General features: G+C 69.9%; 20 protein-coding genes and 2 tRNA genes. 14 read left to right on the forward strand and 8 right to left on the reverse strand.

Annotation, left to right across the window (positions count from 1 at the left end; translation table 11 throughout):
• The first annotated feature begins 60 nt into the window (after positions 1-60).
• The 3 genes from DK419_RS01795 (at position 61) to DK419_RS01805 (ending at position 2,790) form a co-directional block, all read left to right on the forward strand.
• Positions 61-2,445: a type IA DNA topoisomerase gene (locus DK419_RS01795; RefSeq protein ID WP_208642265.1), complete on the forward strand. Its 2,385-nt coding sequence runs from the start codon at positions 61-63 to the stop codon at positions 2,443-2,445.
• Between the two features lie 108 nt (positions 2,446-2,553).
• Positions 2,554-2,629: transfer RNA gene (locus tag DK419_RS01800), tRNA-Phe, on the forward strand.
• Between the two features lie 85 nt (positions 2,630-2,714).
• Positions 2,715-2,790, forward strand: a tRNA-Phe gene (locus tag DK419_RS01805).
• Between the two features lie 209 nt (positions 2,791-2,999).
• On the opposite strand, the gene cyoD is transcribed toward DK419_RS01805, so the two are convergent.
• The 5 genes from cyoD to DK419_RS01830 all read right to left on the reverse strand — a co-directional run bounded on the left by cyoD (position 3,000) and on the right by DK419_RS01830 (position 7,614).
• On the reverse strand, positions 3,000-3,458 hold the full coding sequence (gene cyoD / locus DK419_RS01810; protein WP_109957585.1) for a cytochrome o ubiquinol oxidase subunit IV: 459 nt from the start codon (positions 3,456-3,458) through the stop codon (positions 3,000-3,002).
• Positions 3,455-4,150 carry a cytochrome o ubiquinol oxidase subunit III gene (gene cyoC / locus DK419_RS01815; protein ID WP_245442791.1) on the reverse strand — a complete coding sequence of 232 codons (696 nt, stop codon included), beginning with the start codon at positions 4,148-4,150 and terminating at the stop codon, positions 3,455-3,457. Before cyoC ends, cyoD begins: the two co-directional genes overlap by 4 nt.
• Complete coding sequence (locus tag DK419_RS01820; RefSeq protein ID WP_109957586.1) at positions 4,147-6,156, reverse strand: cbb3-type cytochrome c oxidase subunit I; 2,010 nt, start codon at positions 6,154-6,156, stop codon at positions 4,147-4,149. Before DK419_RS01820 ends, cyoC begins: the two co-directional genes overlap by 4 nt.
• Before the next feature lie 2 nt (positions 6,157-6,158).
• Positions 6,159-7,100: a ubiquinol oxidase subunit II gene (gene cyoA, locus DK419_RS01825; RefSeq protein ID WP_109957587.1), complete on the reverse strand. Its 942-nt coding sequence runs from the start codon at positions 7,098-7,100 to the stop codon at positions 6,159-6,161.
• A gap of 286 nt (positions 7,101-7,386) precedes the next feature.
• Complete coding sequence (locus tag DK419_RS01830) at positions 7,387-7,614, reverse strand: hypothetical protein (RefSeq protein ID WP_109957588.1); 228 nt, start codon at positions 7,612-7,614, stop codon at positions 7,387-7,389.
• 95 nt (positions 7,615-7,709) lie between these two features.
• On the opposite strand from DK419_RS01830, the gene DK419_RS01835 reads away from it, so the two are divergent.
• Entirely contained in the window at positions 7,710-10,043 is a 2,334-nt protein-coding gene (locus DK419_RS01835; protein WP_109957589.1) for an FdhF/YdeP family oxidoreductase, read from the forward strand.
• Between the two features lie 94 nt (positions 10,044-10,137).
• On the opposite strand, the gene DK419_RS01840 is transcribed toward DK419_RS01835, so the two are convergent.
• A complete protein-coding gene (locus tag DK419_RS01840) occupies positions 10,138-11,094 on the reverse strand; it encodes a protein-methionine-sulfoxide reductase heme-binding subunit MsrQ (protein WP_109957590.1) in 957 nt (318 codons plus the stop codon).
• A 148-nt stretch (positions 11,095-11,242) separates the two neighbouring features.
• Here DK419_RS01840 and DK419_RS01845 point away from each other — a divergent pair, with 148 nt between their 5' ends.
• Positions 11,243-11,554, forward strand: coding sequence for a hypothetical protein (locus DK419_RS01845; protein ID WP_109962064.1), 312 nt, complete (start codon positions 11,243-11,245; stop codon positions 11,552-11,554).
• A gap of 40 nt (positions 11,555-11,594) precedes the next feature.
• Here DK419_RS01845 and DK419_RS01850 read toward each other — a convergent pair whose 3' ends face one another.
• Positions 11,595-13,706, reverse strand: a complete 2,112-nt coding sequence (locus DK419_RS01850) for a multicopper oxidase family protein (protein WP_109957591.1) — start codon at positions 13,704-13,706, stop codon at positions 11,595-11,597.
• Between the two features lie 47 nt (positions 13,707-13,753).
• Positions 13,754-14,053: a hypothetical protein gene (locus DK419_RS01855; RefSeq protein ID WP_162561114.1), complete on the reverse strand. Its 300-nt coding sequence runs from the start codon at positions 14,051-14,053 to the stop codon at positions 13,754-13,756.
• A gap of 546 nt (positions 14,054-14,599) precedes the next feature.
• On the opposite strand from DK419_RS01855, the gene DK419_RS29285 reads away from it, so the two are divergent.
• The 9 genes from DK419_RS29285 (at position 14,600) to ugpB (ending at position 23,278) form a co-directional block, all read left to right on the forward strand.
• Positions 14,600-14,884: a Uma2 family endonuclease gene (locus DK419_RS29285; RefSeq protein ID WP_245442792.1), complete on the forward strand. Its 285-nt coding sequence runs from the start codon at positions 14,600-14,602 to the stop codon at positions 14,882-14,884.
• A 42-nt stretch (positions 14,885-14,926) separates the two neighbouring features.
• Positions 14,927-15,070 carry a hypothetical protein gene (locus DK419_RS29290; protein ID WP_245442793.1) on the forward strand — a complete coding sequence of 48 codons (144 nt, stop codon included), beginning with the start codon at positions 14,927-14,929 and terminating at the stop codon, positions 15,068-15,070.
• A 68-nt stretch (positions 15,071-15,138) separates the two neighbouring features.
• The gene (locus DK419_RS01865; protein ID WP_109957593.1) at positions 15,139-16,134 is read left to right on the forward strand and encodes an adenosine kinase; all 996 of its coding nucleotides are present in this window, start codon (positions 15,139-15,141) and stop codon (positions 16,132-16,134) included.
• A gap of 118 nt (positions 16,135-16,252) precedes the next feature.
• Positions 16,253-17,095 (forward strand): sn-glycerol-3-phosphate ABC transporter permease UgpE, encoded by an 843-nt coding sequence (gene ugpE, locus DK419_RS01870; RefSeq protein ID WP_109957594.1) that lies wholly within the window; start codon positions 16,253-16,255, stop codon positions 17,093-17,095.
• Positions 17,096-17,123: 28 nt separating this feature from the next.
• On the forward strand, positions 17,124-18,176 hold the full coding sequence (locus DK419_RS01875) for an ABC transporter ATP-binding protein (RefSeq protein WP_109957595.1): 1,053 nt from the start codon (positions 17,124-17,126) through the stop codon (positions 18,174-18,176).
• Between the two features lie 208 nt (positions 18,177-18,384).
• Positions 18,385-19,557, forward strand: a complete 1,173-nt coding sequence (locus DK419_RS01880) for a CaiB/BaiF CoA transferase family protein (protein WP_109957596.1) — start codon at positions 18,385-18,387, stop codon at positions 19,555-19,557.
• A gap of 99 nt (positions 19,558-19,656) precedes the next feature.
• Entirely contained in the window at positions 19,657-19,782 is a 126-nt protein-coding gene (locus DK419_RS29750; RefSeq protein ID WP_280953922.1) for a hypothetical protein, read from the forward strand.
• Between the two features lie 243 nt (positions 19,783-20,025).
• Positions 20,026-21,702, forward strand: a complete 1,677-nt coding sequence (locus DK419_RS01885; protein WP_109957597.1) for a thiamine pyrophosphate-binding protein — start codon at positions 20,026-20,028, stop codon at positions 21,700-21,702.
• A 256-nt stretch (positions 21,703-21,958) separates the two neighbouring features.
• The gene (ugpB, locus tag DK419_RS01890) at positions 21,959-23,278 is read left to right on the forward strand and encodes a sn-glycerol-3-phosphate ABC transporter substrate-binding protein UgpB (RefSeq protein ID WP_109957598.1); all 1,320 of its coding nucleotides are present in this window, start codon (positions 21,959-21,961) and stop codon (positions 23,276-23,278) included.
• Positions 23,279-23,280: the final 2 nt, after the last annotated feature.

Genomic DNA, 23,280 nt, shown 5'->3' on the forward strand with positions numbered 1-23,280 from the left:
CCTCCGCTATGTTCCCGCTTCGTTCGGGCCACCCCGCCCGTCCAGGAGCGTCCCGCTGCCATGGCGCAGGCCACCTCCCCCGGCAAACCCACTTCCGGCAAACCCACTTCCGGCAAGACGCTGTTCTTCTTCGAGAAGCCCTCGGCGATGCGCCAGGTGCAGCGGTTCTTCCGTTCGCCGAGCACGGTCTGCGTCGCGGCCGAGGGGCACCTCCTGGAGGTGGCGGAGCCCGGGGAGATCCGGCCGGACTGGAAGCCCTGGCGCTTCGACGCGCTGCCGATCGCCATGGAACGGCTGCCGGTCGCCCCCGGCCACGGCCGCTCGGGGCAATCGCACGCGCCGAAGCTCGCGGCGATCCGCCAGGCGCTCAGCGGCGTCGAGCGCGTCATCATCGCCACCGATCCGGGCCGGGAAGGCTCGATGATCGCCTGGGAGGTCCTGGAGCATCTCGGCTGGCGCGGCCGGGTCGATCGCCTCCGCCTCGGGGCGCTCGACGAGATCTCGATCCGCCGCGCCTTCGGGCTGCTGGCGCGCGAGGACGATTCCGGCGAGCGCGACTACGCGGCCTATCTCGAGGCCCTGTGCCGGCAATACGAGGACTGGCATCTCGGCCTCAACGGCACCCGGGCGGTGTCGTTGCGCCTGCGTCCGCCGGCCTTCCGCGAGCCCTGGCGCTTCGGCGGCGTGCAGACGCCGACGCTGGCGATCCTCGCCGACCTCGAGGAGCGCATCCGCCACTTCGTGCCGCGCGACTTCTACAAGATCGCCCTGCCGGTGACGACCGAGAGCGGCGCGAGCCTGACGCTCTGGCACGCGCCGAAGGAGAAGATCTTCGAGATCGAACAGGCCGAGACGATCCGCGACGCGGCGGCGGGCTGGGCAGGCCCGCTCGCGGTGGCGCAGAAGGACGTGCGCCGGGCGCCGCCGAAGCTGTTCTCGAAGGACACCCTGGCGCGCGCCTGCGCCAAGCGCTTCGGCTGGGACCCGCAGGTGACCGCGCGCCACGCGCAGGCGCTCTACGACAAGGGATATCTCAGCTATCCCCGCACCGAATCGATCCATCTGCCGGAGTCGCAAGCCAAGGACGCCGCCGCGGTGATCGAGGCGATCGCCAAGGCCGACAAGGACATCGCCGCCCACGCGCCCGCGACGCCGCAGATCCGCCGCGGCCCGAAGGGTCATTACGTCAAGGATCCGGGCGAGCACCACGCCATCGTGCCCCTGCGCAAGGTGCCGGGGCCGGGCGACGTCGCGCCCGAGGCGTTGCGGCTGTGGCTGCTCGTCGCCAAGAACTTCCTCGCCGCCCACATGGCCGACGGGATCGACGCCCGCACCACGGTCACGGCGGAGGTCAGGACGCCGCTCGGCCCGAAGCGCTTCGCCATCACCGGCAGCGTGGTGAAGGTGCCGGGCTGGCGCGCCCTCTACGGCACCGAGGCCGACGAGGACGAGGTCGTGCCCGGCAAGGCCAAGGCCGACGACGAGCCGACCACCGGGCGGCTGCCGCCGGTGCGCGACGGCGAGGGAGGCCAAGGCGGCGAGCCGACGATCGAGACCGCCCGGACCGAGCCGCCGCGGCGCATCACCCGGGGCGAGTTGCCGGTGGTGATGGGCCGGCTGATCGACCAGATCGAGGACCCGGCCCTGAAGCGGGCGCTGGAGAACCCCGCCAACCCCACCGAGCCGAAGGGCCTCGGCACCGCGGCCACCCGCGACGCGGTGCTGCCGAAGCTGATCAAGAGCCACTACGTCACGCTGCTCAAGGGCAAGGACCCGGCCATCACCGTGACGGAGGTCGGCCTCGCCTTCGTCGCCGCGGTGCGCCGGGTGTTTCCGGCCTACGGCGACCCGGTCGGGCGGGCGGTGTTCGAATCGGAACTGGCCGAGATCGGCCGGGCGACGACCAGGGCGGAAGCGTTACGCCGGGCCGAGGCCTTCCGGCAGCGCACCCGCGAGCGGGTCGAGGCGCTGATCGGCGCGGTCTCGGGCGCCGAGCGGCTGGCGGTGGACGCCGATGCGCCATCCCGGAGCGGCCGCGCGCCGACCGCCGCGATGGTGTCGTTCGCGCGTTCGCTGGCTGCCCGCAAGGGGATCCCCCTCCCCCCGGAGGCGACGCGCGAGGTCGGCGCCTGCCGGGTGTTCCTCAACACCCATGCGGGGCCGAAGCTCGCCCCGGCGGGCGAGGGCGGAACCCGCCCGCCGACCCCGGCGATGCTGCGCTTCGCCGCCTCGCTCGCCCGCGAGAAGCGGATGGAGGCGCTGCCGCCCGAGATCGAGACCGACTTCGCGGCCTGCCGCGCCTTCCTCGACGCCCATGCGGGCGGCGACGGCACGACGGGGAAGGCGCCCCCCACCCGCGAGGCCCCGGCGAAGAAGTCCCGCCGCCCCCGCGCGGCGGGCCCAGCCCGCGCCCCGCGCCGACGCCGCGCCGCCGGCGGGGCGTGAGGGGAGCGCCGGCAAACAATCGCCCGCGCGCCCGCACGAGACGGCTGGACAGGCGATCCGAGCGTCTCTATACCGCCGCTCAACGCCGCTGCCCCAGGCAGCCGGCGGGCCCGGGTAGCTCAGTTGGTAGAGCATGCGACTGAAAATCGCAGTGTCGGCGGTTCGACTCCGTCCCCGGGCACCACTTCCTCGTCCCTGACGTGAGTGGTGCCGTCCTTGGACAAGGACGATCTCTGGTGCTTGGACCGTCGCCTTCGCGCGGCCGGTGCGCCCGGGTAGCTCAGTTGGTAGAGCATGCGACTGAAAATCGCAGTGTCGGCGGTTCGACTCCGTCCCCGGGCACCATTTCTTCAGACATTCTGAGCAATAGCCTGATGCTGGCGCGAGAGCTGACCAAGCTCTTGAATCGCTCTCTCGACTTGTTGGACGGACAATAACTCGCATTCATATGCGAGTTGAGCGTCAGGCAATGACTCCCTCCGCGTCATTCCTGGGCTCGCCGCAGGCGAGAACCCAGGACGACGCGGAGTGTTGTCACCGGCCTCGTCAGCCACTCAATGATGCCCGCCACCCCCATGCTGCATCGGCATCCCCGGCCCCGGCTGCAGCGGCACCCCCTTCTGCAACGGCATCCTCACCCCGCCCTCGATCGGCGCCATCATGTTGGTATTCATGTGGTGCATGATCCACACCGACCCGCCGAACAGCAGGAAGACGATCAGCACGCCGAACGCCAATGCCATGATGTTGTTGGTGTTGTCCGGCCCGCTGGTGAGGTGGAGGAAGAAGACGAGGTGCACGCCCATCTGCGCGATGGCGAAGGTGAGGAGCGCGACGGGGATCGCCGGCGCCCACATCACCTGCGTGTGCGTGACCCAGAACGAGGCGGCAGTGAGGAGCAGTGCCAGGGCGAGCCCGATCAGGTAGCTGCGCAGGCCCGAGCCGAATTCCTCGTGGGCGTATTCGTCGCCGGGGGCGACATCGGCATGCGCCCGGTCGTCAGTCTGGCTCATGCGGCGGATCCCATCAGGTAGACGACCGTGAAGACGGCGACCCAGACGATGTCGAGGGCGTGCCAGAACAGCGAGAAGCACATCACCCGGCGCAGGATGTCCGGGCGAAACCCCTTGGCGAAGACCTGCGCCATCATGGTGAGCAGCCAGAGCAGGCCGGCGGTGACGTGCAGGCCGTGGCAGCCGACGACGGTGAAGAAGGCCGACAGGAAGGCGCTGCGGGTCGGTCCGGCGTCCCGGGCGACGAGGTCGGTGAACTCGCGCAGCTCCAGCGCCAGGAAGCCGGCGCCGAGGAGGAAGGTCACCGCCATCGCGGCCTGGAAGAGGAGGGCCCGGCGGGCGTTCAGCGCCAGCGTGGCGACGCCGCAGGCGAAGCTCGAGAGCAGCAGCAGGACCGTCTCGATCGCCACGTTGGCGATGTCGAACAGCTCCGCGCCGGTCGGGCCTCCGGCGGTGCCGCCGCGCAGGACCGCGAAGGCCGCGAAGAACGCGGCGAACATCACGATGTCGCTGAGGAGGAAGATCCAGAAGCCGTAGGCGACGACGATGCGCTTCGACGACGGACCGCCGGTGCCGTGCCCGGTGGCACGGCTCTCCCCCTCCCCGGCGGCGTGGTGGCCGAGATGGTTGGGGTCGCGCCGCATCGGCACGACGTCCGGGAGACCGCCCGGGATCGCGGCCGAGCTGCTCATGCGGCCTCCTTGCGGCGGGCCTGCTGCAAGGCGTCGAGGCGGCTCGCCCGGTTCTCGCGGTTGATGCGCGCGACGGCGTCCGCCGGGATCTCGTACTCGACCCGGTCGCGCCAGGCGAAGGCCACGAAGGTGGCGAAGGCGCCGGCGAGCCCCAAAGCCGCCAGCCACCAGATGTGCCAGATCATCGCGAAGCCCACGAGCGTGGCGAAGAAGGCGCAGACGAAGCCGGTCGGGCTGTTCAGCGGCATCTCGACCGGCTCGTAATCCGGCTCCTCGCGCAGGCGCGCCTGCTCGCGGGCGCGCTGCTTGATCGCCCAGTAGGCCTCCTCGCCCTCGACGTGGGGCATGACCGCGAAGTTGAACGAGGGCGGCGGCGAGGCGGTGGCCCATTCGAGGGAGCGACCGTCCCACGGGTCGCCGGTGAGATCACGAAGCTGTTCGCGGCGCCGGATGCTGACGACGAGCTGCACCACCTGGCAGACCACGCCGACCGCCATCACGATGACGCCGAGGCTCGCGGCGACGATCCACGGATACCACTCGGCGACGGAGAAATGCTGCATCCGCCGCGTCATGCCCATCAGGCCGACGACGTAGAGCGGCGTGAACACCCAGACGTAGCCGACGAGGGAGAACCAGAACGCCGCCTTGCCCCACCGCTCGTCGAGGGTGAAGCCGAAGGCTTTCGGGAACCAGTAGGCGTAGCCGGCGAACGCCGCGAACACGACCGCGCTGACGATGACGTTGTGGAAGTGGGCGACCAGGAACAGCGAGTTGTGCAGGACGAAGTCGGCCGGCGGGATCGCCAGCAGCACGCCGGTGGCGCCGCCGACCACGAAGGTGACGAGGAAGGCCACCGACCACAGCATCGGCGTGGTGAAGCGCACCCGGCCGCCGTACATCGTGAACATCCAGTCGAAGATCTTCACCCCCGTCGGCACCGCGATGATCATCGAGGTGATGCCGAAGACGCCGTTGACGTCGCCGCCCGGCCCCATGGTGAAGAAGTGGTGCAGCCAGACGGTGAAGGAGAGCAGGCAGATCGCCAGCGTCGCCCAGACCATCGAGCGGTAGGCGAAGAGCGGCTTGCCCGAGAAGGTCGAGATGACTTCCGAGAAGATGCCGTAGGCCGGCAGCGCCAGGATGTAGACCTCCGGATGCCCCCACGCCCAGAAGAGGTTCATGAACAGCATCGAGTTGCCGCCGGCCTCGTCGGTGAAGAAGTGGAAGCCGAGGTAGCGGTCGAGGGTCAGCATCGCGAGGGTCGCGGTCAGGATCGGGAAGGCCGCGATGATGAGGAGGTTGGAGGCGAGCGCGGTCCAGCAGAACATCGGCATGCGCAGGTAGCTCATGCCCGGCGCCCGCATCTTGAGGATGGTGGTCACGAGGTTGACGCCGGACATCAGCGTGCCGATGCCGGAGATCTGGATCGCCCAGAGATAGTAATCGACGCCGACCCCGGGCGAGTAGGTGGTTTCCGAGAGCGGCGGGGCCGGCCACCAGCCGGTGCGGGCGAACTCGCCCACCACCAGCGAGACGTTGACGAGGAGCGCCCCGGTCGCGGTGAGCCAGAAGCTGACCGAGTTGAGGGTCGGGAAGGCGACGTCGCGCACGCCGAGTTGCAGCGGCACCACGAAGTTCATCAGCCCGATCATGAACGGCATCGCGCCGAAGAAGATCATGATCGTGCCATGCGCCGAAAAGATCTGGTCGTAGTGCTCCGGCGGCAGGTAGCCCAGCGCGTTGTAGGCGAGCGCCTGGTGCGAGCGCATCAGGATCGCATCGGAGAAGCCGCGGATCAGCATGACGAGCCCGAGGAGGACGTACATCACGCCGATGCGCTTGTGGTCGACGCTCGTGATCCACTCGCGCCACAGGTACGGCAGCCAGCCCGCGACCGCCACCCAGGCGATGATTCCGAGGAGGACCACGCCGACCAGGGCCGCGGCGACGAGCGGAATCGGCTGGTCGAAGGGAATCGCCGACCAGGTCAGCTTGCCGAGCATGCTCACGAGCCCCCTTTGGGTTTGACGTTCGGAGGCGCTCCGTTGTCGGCGCCCTGCGCGGGGCCGGGGCCCTTCGGGATGGTCTGGTCGACGATGCGCCGGAACAGGTCGGGCTCGACGCTGCCGAAGGTGCGGGGAGCGTCGGCGATGCTCTGCTTCGCAAGCTCGGTGTAGGACGCGGTGTCGAGGACGGGACCGCCCCTGGCGCCCTGCACCCAGGCCGCGAAGGCGCCGTCCGACACCGCGCGGACCGGGAAGTGCATGTCGGAGAAGCCGTCGCCGCTGAAATGCGTCGAGAGGCCGTGCAGCGTGTCCTCCCGGTCGGCCATCAGGTTGAGCTGCGAGGTCATGCCCCGCATCGTGTAGATCATGCTGCCGAGCCGCGGCACGAAGAACGAGTTCCAGACGCTGCTCGAGGTCAGGATGAACTGCACCGGCGTGCCGGCCGGCACGACGAGTTCATTGACCGAGGCGACCTGCTGCTCGGGGTAGAGGAACAGCCACTTCCAGTCGAGCGAGACGACCTGGACCACCAGGGTCTTCTTGTCGGAGTCGAGGGGCACCGCCGGATCGAGCCGGTGCGCGCCGATCCAGGCGATGCCGCCGAGGAACACGATGGTGAGGAACGGCACCGACCAGACGACGAGCTCGATCTTGCCCGAGAACGCCCAGTCCGGCCGGTAGCGCGCCTTCGTGTTCGAGGCGCGGAACCACCAGGCGAAGACCAGCGTGACGACCATCGTCGGGACGATGATGGCGAGCATGATGATCGACGCCACGACCAGGATGTTCGCCTCGTCGGCGCCGATCGGGCCCTTGGCGTTGAGCAGGCTCATCTGGCAGCCGGACAGGGCGAGACCGGCGGCGATGACGGTGCCGAGACGGGAGAGCGTGGCGAGGACTTGCCTCCTCCGGCGCGGCGGCCGGCCCGCAGCCGCTCTCATCGGGGCGACGCTGGGCGAGATGCGGCACGAGACGTGGGCAGGAACTTGCCGACATCTCCGTGAGGCGGATTGCGTCGCATACGGCCCTCCGGCGCATCCGGTCGATCGAACGACGGTCGATCGGAGCCTACACCCCTGTTGTGCCGTCGAAAAAGACCGCGCTGCACTGACGCATGTTAAGAGAGAGCGGATTTAAGCGACGCTCGACCGAACGCTCGTCGCAGAAGATCTGGACTGCCGCGGCCTTGACCTATGTGGTTGCGCCGATGGGGACGATTCCGTCCTGTCAGAACGCCCGGCGCGGCCGCGTCATCGTCAGGGCGAGGCCGATCCCGGCGACGATCCCGAAGGCCAGGAGGGGGTTGCGGCGAGAGACGACGACCACCCGCTCGATCCCCGCCTCGACCGCGCCCGCCGCGTTGGCGAGCGCCGGTACCACCGTCTGATCCAGGAACAGCTTCGATGCCGAAGGTCCGGGAGGCTTCTCCAGCATGTAATCGCGGTCGATCAGCATACGTCGTGCTCCGGATGTGGTGACCCACAACCCCTAGCACGACGAGTTCGTCCCTCCCCCATCATCCGTCAACCTGAACCAGCGGAGCCGATTGCATGGCAAGACGCGTCACGTTCAGACCCTATGCGGGCCCGGCGGGGGGCTGGGGTTCGGCCCGGTCGGTCGGCACCATCCTGGCGCGGGAGAACGTGCTGGCCAGCGGCGCGCTGCTGCTCACCCGCCACAACAAGGTCGACGGCTTCCAGTGCGTCGGCTGCGCCTGGGTGAAGCCGGCCCAGCCGCTGCCGTTCGAGTTCTGCGAGAACGGCGCCAAGACGGTGGCCTGGGAGATCACCAACCACCGCTGCGGCCCCGAATTCTTCGCAGCGCACACCGTGACCGAGCTGCTCGACTGGGACGATTACCACCTCGAACGGCCCGGCCGCCTCACCCACCCGCTGCGCTACGACCCCGACACCGACAAGTACCGCCCGGTCTCCTGGGGCACGGCCCTCGACGAGATCGCCCGCGAGCTGCGGGCGAGCCGCGCGCGCGACCCGAAGCGCGCGGTGTTCTACTCGTCGGGCCGCTGCTCGAACGAGGCGAGCTACCTCTACGGGCTGTTCGCCCGGCTCTACGGCAACAACAACCTGCCGGATTCCTCGAACCTCTGCCACGAGACCACCTCGGTGGCGCTCCCCGAGAGCATCGGGCAGGCGGTCGGCAGCGTGTCGCTCGCCGATTGGGGCCACACCGACTGCATCCTGTTCTTCGGCCAGAACCCGGGCAGCAACAGCCCGCGGATGCTCCATCCGCTGCAGGAGGCGAGCGAGCGGGGCGTGCCGATCATCACCTACAATCCCCTGAAGGAGCGGGGGCTCGAGCGCTTCACCAATCCCCAATCGCCGACCGAGATGCTGACGACCCGGGAGACCCGGATCAGCTCGCAGTACCACCAGGTGAAGACCGGCGGCGACCTCGCGGCGCTGACCGGCATCTGCAAGGCGCTGCTGGAGCGCGAGGAGGCCGGGGAAGCGGCGCTCGATCACGCCTTCATCGCCGAGCACACCCACGGCTTCGCGGCGTTCGCGGCCTTCCTGCGCGCCCAGGACTGGGACGACCTCGTGCGCCGGGCCGGCCTGCCGCGCACGGCGATGGAGGCGACGGCGGCGGTCTATGCCCGGGCCCGCGCCACGATCGGCGTCTACGGGATGGGGCTGACCCAGCACCGCGCCGGCGTCGCGACGGTGCAGATGCTGGCGAACCTCCTCCTGATGCGCGGCAATATGGGCCGCAGCGGCGCCGGCATCTGCCCGGTGCGGGGACACTCCAACGTCCAGGGCCAGCGCACCATGGGCGTGACCGAGAAGCCGGAGCTCGTCCCCCTCGACCGGCTGGGCGCGCAATACGGCTTCGCGCCGCCGCGCGAGGCCGGCTACACGAGCGTCGAGGCCTGCGAGGCGATCCTCAGGGGCGAGGTCGATTGCTTCGTCGAGCTCGGCGGCAACTTCGTGCGCGCGGTGCCGGACCGCAGCCTCGTCGAGCCGGCCTGGCGCGGCCTGCGGCTTACCGTCAACGCCATCACCAAGCTCAACCGCACCGCCCTGATCCCCGGCGAGATCTCCTACATCCTGCCGGTGCTCGGCCGGATCGAGACCGACCGCCAGCGGACCGGGATCCAGTCCCTGTCGATGGAGGACACGACCGGGTGCGTGCACGGCTCGCGCGGGATGCGCCGACCGGCCTCGCCCCACCTCATCAGCGAGGTCCGGCTCGTCGCGGAACTGGGCAAGCGGGTGCTCGAACCGAACCCGCGGGTCCCGTGGGACGAGTGGTGCGACGATTACCGGCTGATCCGCGACGCGATCGGCGAGACCTACCCCGACACCTTCCACGATTACGACCGGCGGATGTGGGAGCCCGGCGGCTTCCAGCGGCCGCTGCCGGCCTGCAAGCGCGAATGGCACACGAAGACCGGGAAGGCGAACTTCCTCGTGCCGGGGAGCCTCGACGAGGATCCGGACATGCCGGAGGGCGGGCACGACGTGCTCCGGATGATGACTTTGCGCAGCAACGACCAGTTCAACACCACGGTGTTCGGCTACGACGACCGCTTCCGCGGCATCAAGGGCACCCGCGACGTGATCCTGATGAACCGCCTCGACATCGACCGGCTCGGCCTCGCCGACGGCGCGATGGTGCGGGTCGAGACGGTGGCGAATGACGGCGTCCGCCGCGAATTGCCGGGGCTCACAATCGTCGGTTACGACATCCCGGTCGGCTGCGTCGGCGCCTACTACCCGGAGGCGAACGTGCTGCTGCCGCTCTGGCACTACGCCGTCGGCAGCATGACGCCGGCGGCGAAGTCGATCCCGGTGCGGGTCCACCGGATGGACGGCGACGCCGCCCGCACCCGGCACGGCCGGCCGCAAGCGACGTTGCAGCCGTAATCTTCGACGGGTTCGACACCCGCGTCGTCGTCCTGGGTTCCGCTGCGCGGCCACGGGATGACGCGGAGGGTTTCAGTTCCGACGGTGCGATCGATCAGGCCTTCACTGCCCGCGCAGGCCGCGCCACCGGTCCCTTCGCCACCGGTCCCTTGCCAGCGGGCGCGTTCCGGTTCTGCCACAGGTTGAGCGGGACGATCAGGATCACCGTGCCGAGCACCCACCAGGCGGGCCGCACGTCGTAGGAGACGTCGAGGTTGGCCGCGAGCACGGCCTCGGCCGGCACCCCGGTGGCGATCGCGTACCACGCCGCCTCCAGGGCCGCGGTGGCGAGGCCGGCGGCCAGGCTCAACCCTAGGAGCGGCAGCGGCGCGGTCGGCACCTTGAACCGGTGCATCAGCCGCCAGCCCATCAGGGCCAGGAACAGACCGCTCCAGTAGACCGGCTTCGAGACGTCGATCTTCGATTGCAGGAAGAAGTGCAGCAGCGCCAGCGCGGTCAGGGGGTAGACCAGCCGGTGCAGCCGCGGCCAGGCCTTGCCGAGGCGGCGGATCATCCCGTCGGTCGAGGTGAGCCCGAGCACCACGAGCCCGAGCAGGCCGGCAAAGCCGATGGTGAGGTAGATGCGGAACACGATCTCGCTCGCCACGCGGGCGAGGTCGAACTTCTGGTCGGCGACGTAGAGCGTGAAATGGACCAGCGCGTAGGCGAGCGCGGTGAGCCCGAGCATCCGCCGCACCAGGATGAGCTTGGGCGCGTTGGCGATCCGCCGCATCGGCGTGACCGCGAGCGAGACGATCAGGAACCGCACCGACCAGTCGCCCATGGCGTGCAGGTAGGCGGTGAGGGGCTTCGCGCCGAGCTGGTCGAGGGCGTAGGCCCCGGTGAACCACAGGCCGGGCGCCAGCGCCAGGAGGAAGACCGCGAGCTTGAACCGCGACAGGCGGCCGGCCCGGTCGAGCCACGGCCAGGCGATGCTGGACGAAGAGATGCCGGACGAGGCGGGGCGCGGCGGAGCGGGACGAGGATCGGCGATCCGGGGGTGGACGGTCATGCGGGACCTGAATGCGGTGCGGAATGCGCCACAGATAAGCCGCGAGCGGAGGTTTGACCCGGGCCGCCGACCACACGATGGCGTGAGAGGCCTTCGCGGGCGCGAAGGCCCGCCCCCCTCGAGGAGACCCGCCATGCCCCGCACCGCCATGCCCCGCACCGCCCTCGCCGCCCTCCTGCTCCTGACGCCCGTCGCGGCCCACGCCGCCTGTACCGCGCCCGTGCCGCCGCCGGCGAGCGAGAAGCCGGTCAAGCCCGCCCTGCCGCAGAAGCCCGCCTGCCTCGACGCCAAGGGCGGCTGCCCGGGCTGGGAGGCCTACACCTACAATGACGGGATCAAGGCCTACAACGCGCAGCTCGGCCCCTACCGCACCGGCGCCGAAGCCTACGCCCGCAAGCTCAAGGCCTACGCCGACGGCAGCGTGGCCTACGCGAATTGCGAGATGCAGTCGCTGCAGTGACCCGCGGCACGCGGTTCGGGGCGCGCCGCGGGCGGGATCGTCAATGGTGCGGCCGCGGCGTCGCCACCTGGCCGGGGCGCAGCAGGCGGCCGCAATTGGTGCCGCTGCCGTTCGGCAGGTCGACGCAGACGTTCTGCATCATGCCCTGGTCCTCGTGGTCGAGGATGTGGCAGTGCAGGACGTACTCGCCGATGTAGCGCTGGTAGCGGGTGCGGACCTTGATCGTGTAGGTCGACGAGCCGAGCTTGCCGGGGAAGTCCGCTGGGTTGTTGATCAGGTTCTTGACCCAGAGCGTGTCCTTCCACACGCCCTTCAGGCCGGGATACTGGGAATCGGGGCCGCCGGCATCGTCGACCGCGCCCGGGGCGCTGACGTCGACCCCGTTGGGATCGCGGATCTCGACGATCTGGAACGGGTTGACGTGGATGTGGAACGGGTGGCTGACGAAGGCCGATTGCAGCGTCCACTCCTCGACCCCGCCGAGGGGCAGCAGCCGGTCGACGACGGCCGGATCGTAGGGCCGGGGCTTGAAGGTCGCCGGGTCGAACTTCTTCGGATCGAACGACGTGTTGCCGACCTCGAAGCTCACCCCCTTGCTGAGGTCGATGAAGAAGGTCAGCTCCTGGCGGCCGGTGACCTCGCCCGCGGCGATGTCGGGATGGGGCACGAAGCGGGTGAGCTTGAGGCCGTCCTTCAGGTCGGCGACGACGCCCGGCCTGACGGCCGGCGGCATGGTGCGCCCCGCCGCGGCGACGAGCGCGTCGGTCAGGGCCGCGCCGGCATCCGGTGCCGGAGTGCCGGGGGCGACCGCCACCGTGGCGAGCAGCTGGCGGTCGCGCGCGGCCTGCGTGACGCTGCCGGCGCTCACCACCGCCTCGTTCGTGACGCAGTAATCGCCGGCTTCGGGGAAGATCACGAGGGCGTCGTTGCGGTAGCCGGGCTGAAGCGTCGTGGCGGTGGTCTTGAACGCCGCCTTCATGGTCAGGCCGTCGGCGGCGACCAGATGGTAGGCGATCGGGGCGCCGTCGCAGTACTGGGTGAGGTACTGCGCGGTCTGCGCCCTGCCGAGGCCGGCGGGATCGGGGGCGCCCGGCTTGCGCGGCCGGAAGGCCAGCACGATCGTGTCGCGCACGCCGCCGTGGATCAGGCGCCAGCGCTCGACGCGCCCGGCCCGGGCCTCGAAATGCGGACGCATGAGGCCGTTGATCGTGGTGAAGCGTCCCGAGGCCTGCCAGGATCCCGGCCCGAACTGGTCGTAGCGGTTCGCGGGATTGGGGCCGAGCTCGATGCCGCCGACATCGCCCGGATCGCAGACCCAGCCGTCGGGTCCCGACTTGATCACCCCTTTGGCGTCCCGGCAGGCGTACTGGATTTGCTGCAGGACGAGCAGTCGCTCCTCCATGCGGCTGCCGTCGCCGTTGGTCAGCAGCGTGTCGACGTCGCCGTTGGCGTTCGCCTGCGGCAGGCGGTTCCCGCGCACGATCAGGGCGCCGGCCATGCCGCTCGACACCTGCAGCGCCGTCGAGCCGTGCCGGTGGGTGTGGTACCAGAAGGTGCCGGACGGGTGGTCGTCGGGCAGGTCGTAGTAGTAGGTGAAGCTCTGCTTCGGGTCGACCGACACCAGCACGTTGTCGCCGTTGCCGGCAGGGCTCACCCAGAGGCCGTGCGAGTGGAGGTTGGTGCTGTTCGCGCAGTGCGGCGTGTTCGGCACGGCGTGGCCGGCCGCGCAATCCGGCTCGGGATCGAGGTCGTTGTGCAGGGCGACGGTGACGCGCTGGCCCGGGGCGACCTCGATGACCGGCGCCACGTAGGGCGCCGACGGGTCGACGCCGTCGCCGGTGTAGCTGCGCAGGTCGACCTTGTCGTTCCGGCCCGTCGCCGGGTTGAACAGGGTGCCGGCGATCTTCCTGATGTGGAGATCGAGCTCCCGGCGCGGTGCCGGTGCCGTCACCGGCGCGCCCGGCGCGAGGCTCTGGAGCCGCGGCGTGCCCGCGCCCCGTTCGCCGAGGATCGGCGGGTTGGCGAAGAGCGGGCTCTTCACCTGCGCCGCCGCGGGCCGGCTCGCGAGGAAGCCTGTCGCGAGCGCCGCCAGGAGGGCGAGGGGCACGGCTCGCCGCCGGCCCGTCGGGCTTCGGGTCTGGTCGTGCGGCATCCGTCGGGCCTCCTCCCTGATCGGGTCGATGGGGTGCGCGCGAGGGCTCAGGCCTGCCTCACGGCGATGAACGAGGCGACGGTGCCGGCCGGGGCGCCGTCATGCGGCTTTGCCCGGATCACCGTGCCGACCAGCGCCGGGACCTGGTTGACGCCGTTCGGCCAGCGATGGGCGGGAGCGAAGCGGTAATCGTACTGCCAGCCCGCCGTCGGCGTCGCGTCGCGGCCCAGGCCGACGAGGGCGACGTCGCCCCCCGCCACGACCCCTCCCGAGAGGTCGAGGACGTAGCCGCCGCCCATGTCCAGCGTTCCGGCCACGCTCTCGCCGTCGAGGCGAAGATCGAACATCCCTTCTCCGAAGATGTTCTGTACCGCCTTGTCCGGATCACCGGAGATCATCGTGGGATCATTCCTGTAGCTGCGGTAAGTCCACAGACCGGACACGTCAGCCATGGATCGCCTCGCTTGCTTAGATGACAGGATTCATCCGGACACCCCCTCTTCCCGAGAGCGATGTCGATGCGTTTTCGTGAGTACTTGCTGGTCGTCGTGCGGCGACCGATTCGCTTGGAGCACCCGATGATTGGAGCATCTCAGTTGCCGTGACAACCCTATCGTTGTGGAAATGAAAATTGCTGCAGCACGCGACTGTCGCAGCCCGGCACTGGTCGATCCGTGCCGGAGCCCGGACCCGGATCCTAAAACGGCGGTCGACGCATCGCGGTCCGCCGAGGATCGCGCTCGCAGCGGGAGACCTCTTCGGCGAGCGGCCTGCTACGATGCCGGGGCAGGAGCCGTCGACAGGACCGACGCGAGGCGGCCGCCTTCGTGGACGCGCATGGACGTGGACGAGTGCCTCGCCTGGAGCGCGACGGATCCGGGCGATACGAACTGGTGCAGGGCGAAGGGTTCGCGATGGCGGCCGAGCGGGCCCGACACGCCAACACGCGGGTCGCCGTCTTCGACGCCCTGCGCAGCGGCTTGCGCGCGACCGGAATCCCCTGCCGGGCGATGCCGGACGGGATGACCGTCCGCATCGATGCACGCACCGCCCACGAACCGGACGCTCGGGTCTATGGCGGTCCCCGCATCGACCCCGACGCGGTCGAGATGAAGGCCCCGGTCATCGTCGTCGCGGCCTCGTCGCCGAGCCCCCGCCGGACCGACGCGGGCGAGTAGCTCACCGGCTACTTCCGGGTGCCGGGCATCCAGCACTCCCTGATGGTCGAACCCGACCGGCGCACCGTGAACCATCGTTGCCGGGCGGGAGAGGGAATCGAGACCACGTTCCTGCAGGACGGCACCCTCGCCCTCGACCCGCCGGGGCCCGAGCTCGCCATCCCGCCCCTGTTCGAGGAGCCGTGAGCCCCGCGCTTGACCCCTCCGACCGCGGATGCGACAGGCGGCCCGACCCCTTGCGCGCGAGCCCCTGCATGACCGCTTCCCTCGACCTCCTCGTCCTCGGCAACGCCATCGTCGACGTGATGGCCCGCACCGACGAGGCTTTCCTGGTCCGCGAGGGCGTGCACAAGGGCGCGATGCAGCTCATCGACGAGGCGCGGGCCGAGCACCTGTTTCAGGTGATGGGACCGGCCACGGTCATCTCGGGCGGCTCGGGCGCCAACACGGCGGTCGGGGCGGCACTCCTCGGCGCGCGCGCCGGCTTCATCGGCAAGGTGCGCGACGACGAGCTCGGCCGCCTGTTCGCGCACGACCTCAACGCCACCGGCGTCCGCTTCGGCGTCGCCCCGGCGGCGGAAGGCCCGGCCACCGCCCGCTGCTTCGTGCTGGTGACGCCGGACGGCGAGCGCACCATGAACACCTATCTGGGCGCCTGCCAGGGTCTCACCGCCGCGGACGTGGACGAGGACACCGTGAAGGGCGCCCGCCACGTCTACCTCGAGGGCTACCTGTGGGATCCGCCGGCCGCCAAGGAGGCGTTCCGCAAGGCGGCGAAGATCGCCCACGGCGCCGGCAACAAGGTCGCGCTCACCCTGTCGGACGCGTTCTGCGTCGACCGCTACCGCGACGAGTTCCTCGGCCTCATCCGCGACGGCAGCCTCGACATCCTGTTCGCCAACATCCACGAGCTGAAGAGCCTGTACCAGACCGCCGACGCCGACACGGCGCTCGCGGCGCTCCGCCAGGAGAGGGGCCTGCTCGGCGTCGTCACCCGCTCGGAGGAGGGCGCCCTGGTGGTGTCGGGCGACGACATCAAGCCGGTGCCGGCCTCACCCGTGCGGGAGGTGGTCGACACCACTGGCGCCGGCGACCTGTTCGCGGCGGGCTTCCTCGCCGGCCTCGCCCGCGGCCTCGACCACGCCGATTGCGCCCGCCTCGGTGCCGTCGCGGCGGCCGAGGTGATCTCGCATCTCGGCGCCCGGCCGCAGGCGGATCTCAAGGCGCTCGCCGGAGAGGCCGGCCTGTAAGGCGTCGACCGGGCGGGCGGCGCTTCCGTCAGAACTTGACCGGTGCTAGGAGCGTCGCACGCCCGTCACGCCGGTGCGGCACCGAACGCAAGAAACCATCCGCCAGGGAGCGGCCCCGTTGGTCGAGAACCGCCGCTTCGGCAACCTGATCCCGCACCTCGTGCTCTGCCTCGGGGTCGGCATCGTCGTCTTCCCGGTCTACCTCGCGCTGATCGGCTCGACCCACGACGCCGCCACCATCGCCAACGGGCAGATGCCGCTCTGGCCGGGCACCCACGGGCTCGAGACCTACCGGCGGGCGCTGACCGAATCCGGCATGGCCGGCGCCCCCGTCGGGCTGATGCTCCTCAACAGCACGATCATGGCGCTCGCCATCGCGCTGGGCAAGATCTCGATCTCGCTGCTCTCGGCCTACGCGCTGATCTACTTCAAGTTCCCGTTCCGGCAGACCGCGTTCTGGGCGATCTTCGTCACCCTGATGCTGCCGGTCGAGGTCCGCATCTACCCGACCTACAAGGTCGCGGCCGACCTCCAGCTGCTCGATACCTATGCCGGCCTCGCCCTGCCGCTGATCGCCTCGGCGACCGCGACCCTGCTGTTTCGCCAGTTCTTCCTCACGGTGCCGAACGAGCTCGTCGAGGCCTCCCGCATCGACGGGGCCGGGCCGGTGCGGTTCTTCCTCGACACCCTGCTGCCGCTCTCGCGCACGACGATGGCGGCCCTGTTCGTGATCCAGTTCCTCTACGGCTGGAACCAGTATCTCTGGCCTCTCCTCGTCACCACCCGCGACGACATGCAGACGGTGGTGATCGGCCTGCGCAAGATGACCTCGATCACCGACCAGCTCACCGAGTGGCAGATCGTCATGGCGACCGCCGTGCTGGCGATGCTGCCGCCGGTCGTGGTGGTGTTCGCGATGCAGAAGCTGTTCGTGCGCGGCCTGGTGGAGACCGAGAAGTGACCTCTTTCCGTACGATCGGACGCGTCTGATGGCCGGCCTCGCCCTCGACTCCTTGCGCAAGACCTATTCCGGCGGCGTCGACGCGGTGCGCGGCGTCTCGCTCGACGTGCCCGACGGCGCCTTCTGCGTCCTCGTCGGCCCCTCGGGCTGCGGCAAGTCCACGGTTCTCCGGATGATCGCCGGCCTCGAGACCGTGACCTCGGGGGCGATCACCATCGGCGGGCGGACCGTCAACGACGTCGAGCCCGCCGACCGCGACATTGCGATGGTGTTCCAGAACTACGCGCTCTACCCGCACATGCGCGTCTACGACAACCTCGCCTACGGGTTGCGCAACCGCGGCACGCCGAAGCCCGAGATCGAGACCCGGGTGAAGGAGGCGGCGCGGCTCCTCGGCCTCGAGGGTATGCTGACGCGCTATCCGCGCCAGCTCTCCGGCGGCCAGCGCCAGCGCGTCGCCATGGGGCGGGCGATCGTGCGCAAGCCCCAGGTCTTCCTGTTCGACGAGCCGCTGTCGAACCTCGACGCCAAGCTGCGGGTGCAGATGCGGGTCGAGATCCGCCGCCTGCAGCGCCAGCTCGGCGTCACCACGGTCTACGTCACCCACGACCAGGTCGAGGCGATGACCATGGCCGACCGGCTGGTGGTGATGAACGGCGGAGAGATCGAGCAGGTCGGCACGCCGATCGAGATCTATCGCCGCCCGGCCACCCGCTACGTCGCGACCTTCATGGGCTCGCCGCCGATGAACATCCTGCCCGCGGAAAGCCTGGCGGGAGGCGTGCGGATCGACGGGACGGTGATCCCGGTCGCCGGGATCACGCCCGGCACGGCGATCGAGGCCGGCATCAGACCGGAAGACCTGCGGATCGCCGAGGACGGCCTGCCGTTCCGCATCGCCTTCGTGGAAGAACTCGGCGCCACCCGGCTGCTGCACGGGCCGCTCGCCGGTACCGACGTGGCGGTGCAGGTCCCGGCGGGCTCCGCGCCTCAGGAGGGCGACACGGTGCGGCTCGCCGTCGATCCGGGGGCGCTGCACCTGTTCGACCCCGCCTCCGGGCGGCGGCTGGCGCAGGGCTGACCGGAACCGGGCGGGCTTTTCCGCCGCCCGAGCCGCCCGTATGCGGGCGGGACGATGAGCGCCATCCCGTCGACGGGAGGCGCGTGACTGGAGCACCGTCCGATCTCGCGGCCATCGGACGATGCTCCAGGTCTTTGATTTTGGCGCATTTTCTGCGACGAACCGGCATCCACTTCGTCGGACAATGCTCTAGGGAGGCTCGGTCTTCGTGCACAAACCCCTCGCCGGCATCAAGGTGCTCGAACTCGCCCGCATCCTGGCCGGCCCCTGGATCGGCCAGCTCCTGGCGGATCTCGGCGCCGACGTGGTCAAGGTCGAGCGGCCGGGCGTCGGCGACGACACCCGCTCCTGGGGCCCGCCCTTCGTCGAGGGCGCGGACGGCGGCGCGCTCTCGGCCTCGTATTTCCACTCGACGAACCGCGGCAAGCGATCGGTCGCGGCCGATTTCGAGACCGCCGAGGGCCAGGCGGTGGTGCGCAAGCTCGCGGCCCACGCCGACGTGGTGATCGAGAACTTCAAGGTCGGCGGCTTGAGGAAGTACGGGCTCGACCACGAAGCCTTGAGCGCCCTCAATCCGCGGCTCATCACCTGCTCGGTCACCGGCTTCGGCCAGGACGGTCCCTACGCGCCGCGCGCCGGCTACGACTTCATGATCCAGGGCCTCGGCGGGATCATGTCGCTCACCGGCGAGCCCGAGGGCGAGCCGGTCAAGACCGCCGTCGCCTTCGCGGACGTGTTCACCGGGGTCTACGGCACGGTGGCGATCCTCGCCGCCCTCCAGGGCCGGCACGCGACGGGCAAGGGCTGCCACATCGACATGGCGCTCCTCGACACCCAGGTCTCGGTCCTCGGCAACCAGGCCCTGGTCTACCTCGTGTCGGGCCTGCTGCCGCCGCGGATGGGCAACGAGCATACCAGCATCGTGCCCTACCAGGTCTTCCCGACCGCCGACGGCCACATCATCGTCGCCTGCGGCAATGACGGCCAGTTCCAGAAGTTCTGTGGTGTTCTCGGCACCACGTGGCACCTCGATCCGGACTATTCCACCAATCCGGGCCGGGTCACCCGGCGCGACGTGCTGATCCCGCTCATCGTGGCCGAGACGAGCCGCCACACCAAGGCCGGCCTTCTCGAACGGCTCGGCGCCGTCAACGTGCCGGTCGGCCCGATCAACGACCTCGCCGAAGTCTTTTCCGATCCCCAGGTGGTCCATCGCGGGATGCGCCTCGACCTGGCCGACCCGCGGGCGAAGGGCGGCACGATCCCGAGCGTGCGCTCGCCGATCGTCATCGACGGCGTGCCGATGGCGGCCGAGACCGCCTCGCCGCAGGTCGGGGATCATACGCGGAGCGTGCTGGCGGATCCGGCCTGGGGTGGGTGACGGATGGTGATATCTGGCGTCGAGAATGCCCGAAGCGCTACCGCATCTTCCAGTACGGATCCGGCGTATACCGGGTCCTGGCAGCAAGATTGTCGCGAGATGGAAGCGCGCCTGACGCATCGAATCGACACGGCCAAGCGCGACATCATCCTGACGACCGCGGGTCTGGTCATCGCCCAATATCTCGCGAATGTCGCCGCGGTCACATTTTTCATATTGAGGTAGGCTGGCTGGAACAGGGACAAGATAGCGCAGGGTCCCCTCTCCCGAGTGGGAGAGGGGTAGGGGTGAGGGTGGAGACGGTTCAGAATTAAGCTCGACGGTTGAGCTGCCGGCACGACGGTCACAGCTTGACTGCGGAAGCGCGCCACCCTCACCCCCGGCCCCTCTCCCACCCGGGAGAGGGGGGATCCCGCGCCTTCCCTGCTGCCGCCAGCGGCTCTTGAGATGCAGATAGAGGACACGCCCATGACCGACGCCCCCCGCCCCCGCACCGGCGGGCAGATCCTGGTGGACCAGCTCGCCCGCCACGGCGTCGGCGACATCTTCTGCGTGCCCGGCGAGAGCTACCTCGCGGTGCTCGACGCGCTGCACGACGCCGAGATCCGCCTCACCGTCTGCCGCCAGGAGGGGGGCGCCGCCATGATGGCGGAGGCGCACGGCAAGCTGACGGGGAAACCCGGCATCTGCTTCGTCACCCGCGGCCCCGGCGCCACCAACGCCTCGCCCGGCCTGCACATCGCGAAACAGGACTCGACCCCGATGATCCTGTTCGTCGGCCAGATCGAGCGGGCGGCGCGCGAGCGCGAGGCGTTCCAGGAGCTCGACTACCGGGCGGTGTTCGGCACCATCGCCAAGTGGGTGACCGAGATCGACAGCGCCGAGCGCCTGCCGGAGCTGATCGCCCGCGCCTTCCACGTCGCCACCGCCGGCCGGCCCGGCCCGGTGGTGATCGCGCTGCCCGAGGACATGCTGGTCGAGACCGCCACGGTCGCGGATGCCCCGGCCTTCCAGCCGGTCGAGACCCATCCTGCCCTGTCCCAGATGGTCGCGCTGCAAACCATGCTGGCGCAGGCGGAGAAGCCGTTCGCGATCCTCGGCGGCAGCCGCTGGTCGGCGGAGGCCGTGCGGCGCTTCTCGCGCTTCGCCGACCTGTTCTCGCTCCCCGTCGCCTGCTCGTTCCGGCGCCAGGGCCATTTCCCGGCCGATCACCGCTGCTACGCCGGCGATCTCGGCCTCGGCGTCAACCCGAAGCTCCTCGCCCGGATCAAGGACGCCGACCTGCTGCTCGTCGTCGGCGGACGGCTGTCGGAAATCCCGTCGCAGGGCTACACGCTCATCGACATTCCAGGACCCCGCCAGCGACTCGTCCACATCCATCCGGACCCGGAAGAGCTCGGCCGCGTCTACAGCCCGGCGCTCGCCATCAATGCGAGCCCGACCGCGTTCGCAGCCGCCATCGAGACGGTGCAGCCGCCCCGCGCCCTGCCCTGGACCACCGGCACCGAGACCCTGCACGCCGATTACCTGAGCTGGAGCGACCCGACCCGGATTGCCACGCCGGGCCAGCTCCAGATGGGCGGCGTGATGGCCCACCTGCGCGAGGCCTTGCCGGCCGACGCGATCCTGTGCAACGGCGCCGGCAACTTCGCCACCTGGGTCCACCGGTTCTGGCCGTTCCGCGCCCATGACGGCCAGCTCGCCCCGACTTCGGGCTCGATGGGCTACGGCGTGCCCGCCGCCATCGGCGCGAAGCGGCTGCTGCCCGAGCGCACCGTCGTGGTGGTGTCGGGCGACGGCGATTTCCTGATGAACGGCCAGGAATTCGCCACCGCCGTGCAGTACGGCTTGGCCGTGATCGTGATCCTGGTCGATAACGGCATGTACGGCACGATCCGCATGCACCAGGAGCGCGAATACCCCGGCCGCGTCTCCGGCACGGCGCTCAAGAACCCCGACTTCGCTGCCTACGCCACGGCCTTCGGCGGCTACGGCGAGCGGGTCGAGCGGACGCAAGACTTCCCGGCGGCGCTGGCGCGGGCGATCGAGTCGGGCCTGCCGGCGATCCTGCACTGCCCGATCGACCCCGAGGCGATCACCCCGACGACGACGATCCAGGCGTTGCGGGACCGGAAGCGGTCCTGACGCTTCGGCTTCCGGAGCTTCCATCCCGCCCGCGACCTCATCCTGGGGTCGCGGACGGGATATCCTGCAAATCGCACAGGCAGGTTCCTAGACCTCACAACCTCCCTTGTCCGCCGATCGCGGCTGTGCTTAGCCAGCTTACAACAAGCGCCCCGCCGCCGTATGACGGCGCGGGCCGCGTGCCCCCGGCGTCCCTGTCGTCGGAGTGTCACGCCGGCCCCGCATGAGGGGCCGCACACGAGGAGACGACACCCCGATGGCCCCCACCACGACCCTCCGCATCGCGCTCGCCGGCCTCGGCCTGGCCGTGGCGGCAACCCCGGCGCTCGCCGTGACCGAGCTGCAATGGTGGCACGCGATGACGGGCGCCAACAACGACGCGGTCAACCGCCTCGCCGACGAGTTCAACGCCGCGCAGAGCGACTACAAGGTGGTGCCGACCTACAAGGGCAATTACGGCGAGACGCTGAATGCCGGCATCGCGGCCTTCCGCGCCGGCACCGCGCCGCACATCATGCAGGTGTTCGAGGTCGGCACCGCCACGATGATGTCGGCCAAGGGCGCGGTGAAGCCCGTCTACCAGCTGATGAAGGATGCCGGCGAGCCGTTCGACCCGAACGCCTACCTGCCGGCGATCACCGGCTACTACTCGACGACCAAGGGCGAGATGCTCTCGTTCCCGTTCAACTCGTCGTCGATGGTGATGTGGGCCAACCTCGACGCCCTGAAGGCGATCGGCCTCTCCGAGCCGCCGAAGACATGGCCGGACCTGTTCGCGGCGGCCAAGAAGCTGACGCAGAACGGCTTCCCGAATTGCGGCTTCTCGACCACCTGGGTCACCTGGCTCAACATCGAGCAGCTCTCGGCCTGGCACAACCTGCCGGTGGCCACCAAGGCCAACGGCATGGACGGCCTCGACACCACGCTCGAGATCAACGGCCCGCTGCAGGTCAGGCACATCGGCAACCTGGCCGAGGCGCAGAAGGACAAGTCCTTCGACTATTCCGGCCGCTACGACAGCGGCTTCGGCCGCTTCACCGCCGGCGAGTGCCCGATCATGTTCGGCTCGTCCGGCTCCTACGGCAACGTCAAGGGTGCGGCGAAGTTCGCCTGGGCCTCGGCGCCGATGCCCTACTATCCCGACGTGCCGGGCGCGCCGCAGAACAGCATCATCGGCGGCGCCTCCCTGTGGGTGATGGGCGGCAAGAAGCCCGACGAGTACAAGGGCGTGGCGAAGTTCTTCACCTTCCTGTCGGACACCGACCGGCAAGCGAAGCTCCACCAGACCACCGGCTACATGCCGATCACCAAGGCGGCCTACGAGAAGTCCAAGGCGGACGGCTTCTACGACAAGAACCCGGCCCTCGAGACGCCGATCAAGGAGCTGACCAACAAGCCGCCGACCGAGAATTCCCGGGGCTTGCGCCTCGGCAACCTGCCGCAGATGCGCGACCTGTGGGCCGAGGAGATCGAGGCGACGCTGGCCGGCAAGAAGACGGCGAAGCAGGCCCTCGACGAGGCGGCGACCCGCGGCAACGCGATGCTGCGCCAGTTCGAGAAGCAGGCCGGACGGTAACA

It is taken from the genome of Methylobacterium terrae (genome assembly GCF_003173755.1).
In the GTDB taxonomy this organism is placed as follows: Bacteria; Pseudomonadota; Alphaproteobacteria; order Rhizobiales; family Beijerinckiaceae; genus Methylobacterium; species Methylobacterium terrae.

Coding starts and splice junctions, on each gene's coding strand:
- DK419_RS01795 (WP_208642265.1), top strand. CDS start 61: ATGGCGCAGGCCACCTCCCCCGGCAAACCCACTTCCGGCAAACCCACT.
- cyoD (WP_109957585.1), bottom strand. CDS start 3,458: ATGAGCCAGACTGACGACCGGGCGCATGCCGATGTCGCCCCCGGCGAC.
- cyoC (WP_245442791.1), bottom strand. CDS start 4,150: ATGAGCAGCTCGGCCGCGATCCCGGGCGGTCTCCCGGACGTCGTGCCG.
- DK419_RS01820 (WP_109957586.1), bottom strand. CDS start 6,156: ATGCTCGGCAAGCTGACCTGGTCGGCGATTCCCTTCGACCAGCCGATT.
- cyoA (WP_109957587.1), bottom strand. CDS start 7,100: ATGAGAGCGGCTGCGGGCCGGCCGCCGCGCCGGAGGAGGCAAGTCCTC.
- DK419_RS01830 (WP_109957588.1), bottom strand. CDS start 7,614: ATGCTGATCGACCGCGATTACATGCTGGAGAAGCCTCCCGGACCTTCG.
- DK419_RS01835 (WP_109957589.1), top strand. CDS start 7,710: ATGGCAAGACGCGTCACGTTCAGACCCTATGCGGGCCCGGCGGGGGGC.
- DK419_RS01840 (WP_109957590.1), bottom strand. CDS start 11,094: ATGACCGTCCACCCCCGGATCGCCGATCCTCGTCCCGCTCCGCCGCGC.
- DK419_RS01845 (WP_109962064.1), top strand. CDS start 11,243: ATGCCCCGCACCGCCCTCGCCGCCCTCCTGCTCCTGACGCCCGTCGCG.
- DK419_RS01850 (WP_109957591.1), bottom strand. CDS start 13,706: ATGCCGCACGACCAGACCCGAAGCCCGACGGGCCGGCGGCGAGCCGTG.
- DK419_RS01855 (WP_162561114.1), bottom strand. CDS start 14,053: ATGTTCGATCTTCGCCTCGACGGCGAGAGCGTGGCCGGAACGCTGGAC.
- DK419_RS29290 (WP_245442793.1), top strand. CDS start 14,927: ATGGTCGAACCCGACCGGCGCACCGTGAACCATCGTTGCCGGGCGGGA.
- DK419_RS01865 (WP_109957593.1), top strand. CDS start 15,139: ATGACCGCTTCCCTCGACCTCCTCGTCCTCGGCAACGCCATCGTCGAC.
- DK419_RS01875 (WP_109957595.1), top strand. CDS start 17,124: ATGGCCGGCCTCGCCCTCGACTCCTTGCGCAAGACCTATTCCGGCGGC.
- DK419_RS29750 (WP_280953922.1), top strand. CDS start 19,657: ATGGAAGCGCGCCTGACGCATCGAATCGACACGGCCAAGCGCGACATC.
- DK419_RS01885 (WP_109957597.1), top strand. CDS start 20,026: ATGACCGACGCCCCCCGCCCCCGCACCGGCGGGCAGATCCTGGTGGAC.
- ugpB (WP_109957598.1), top strand. CDS start 21,959: ATGGCCCCCACCACGACCCTCCGCATCGCGCTCGCCGGCCTCGGCCTG.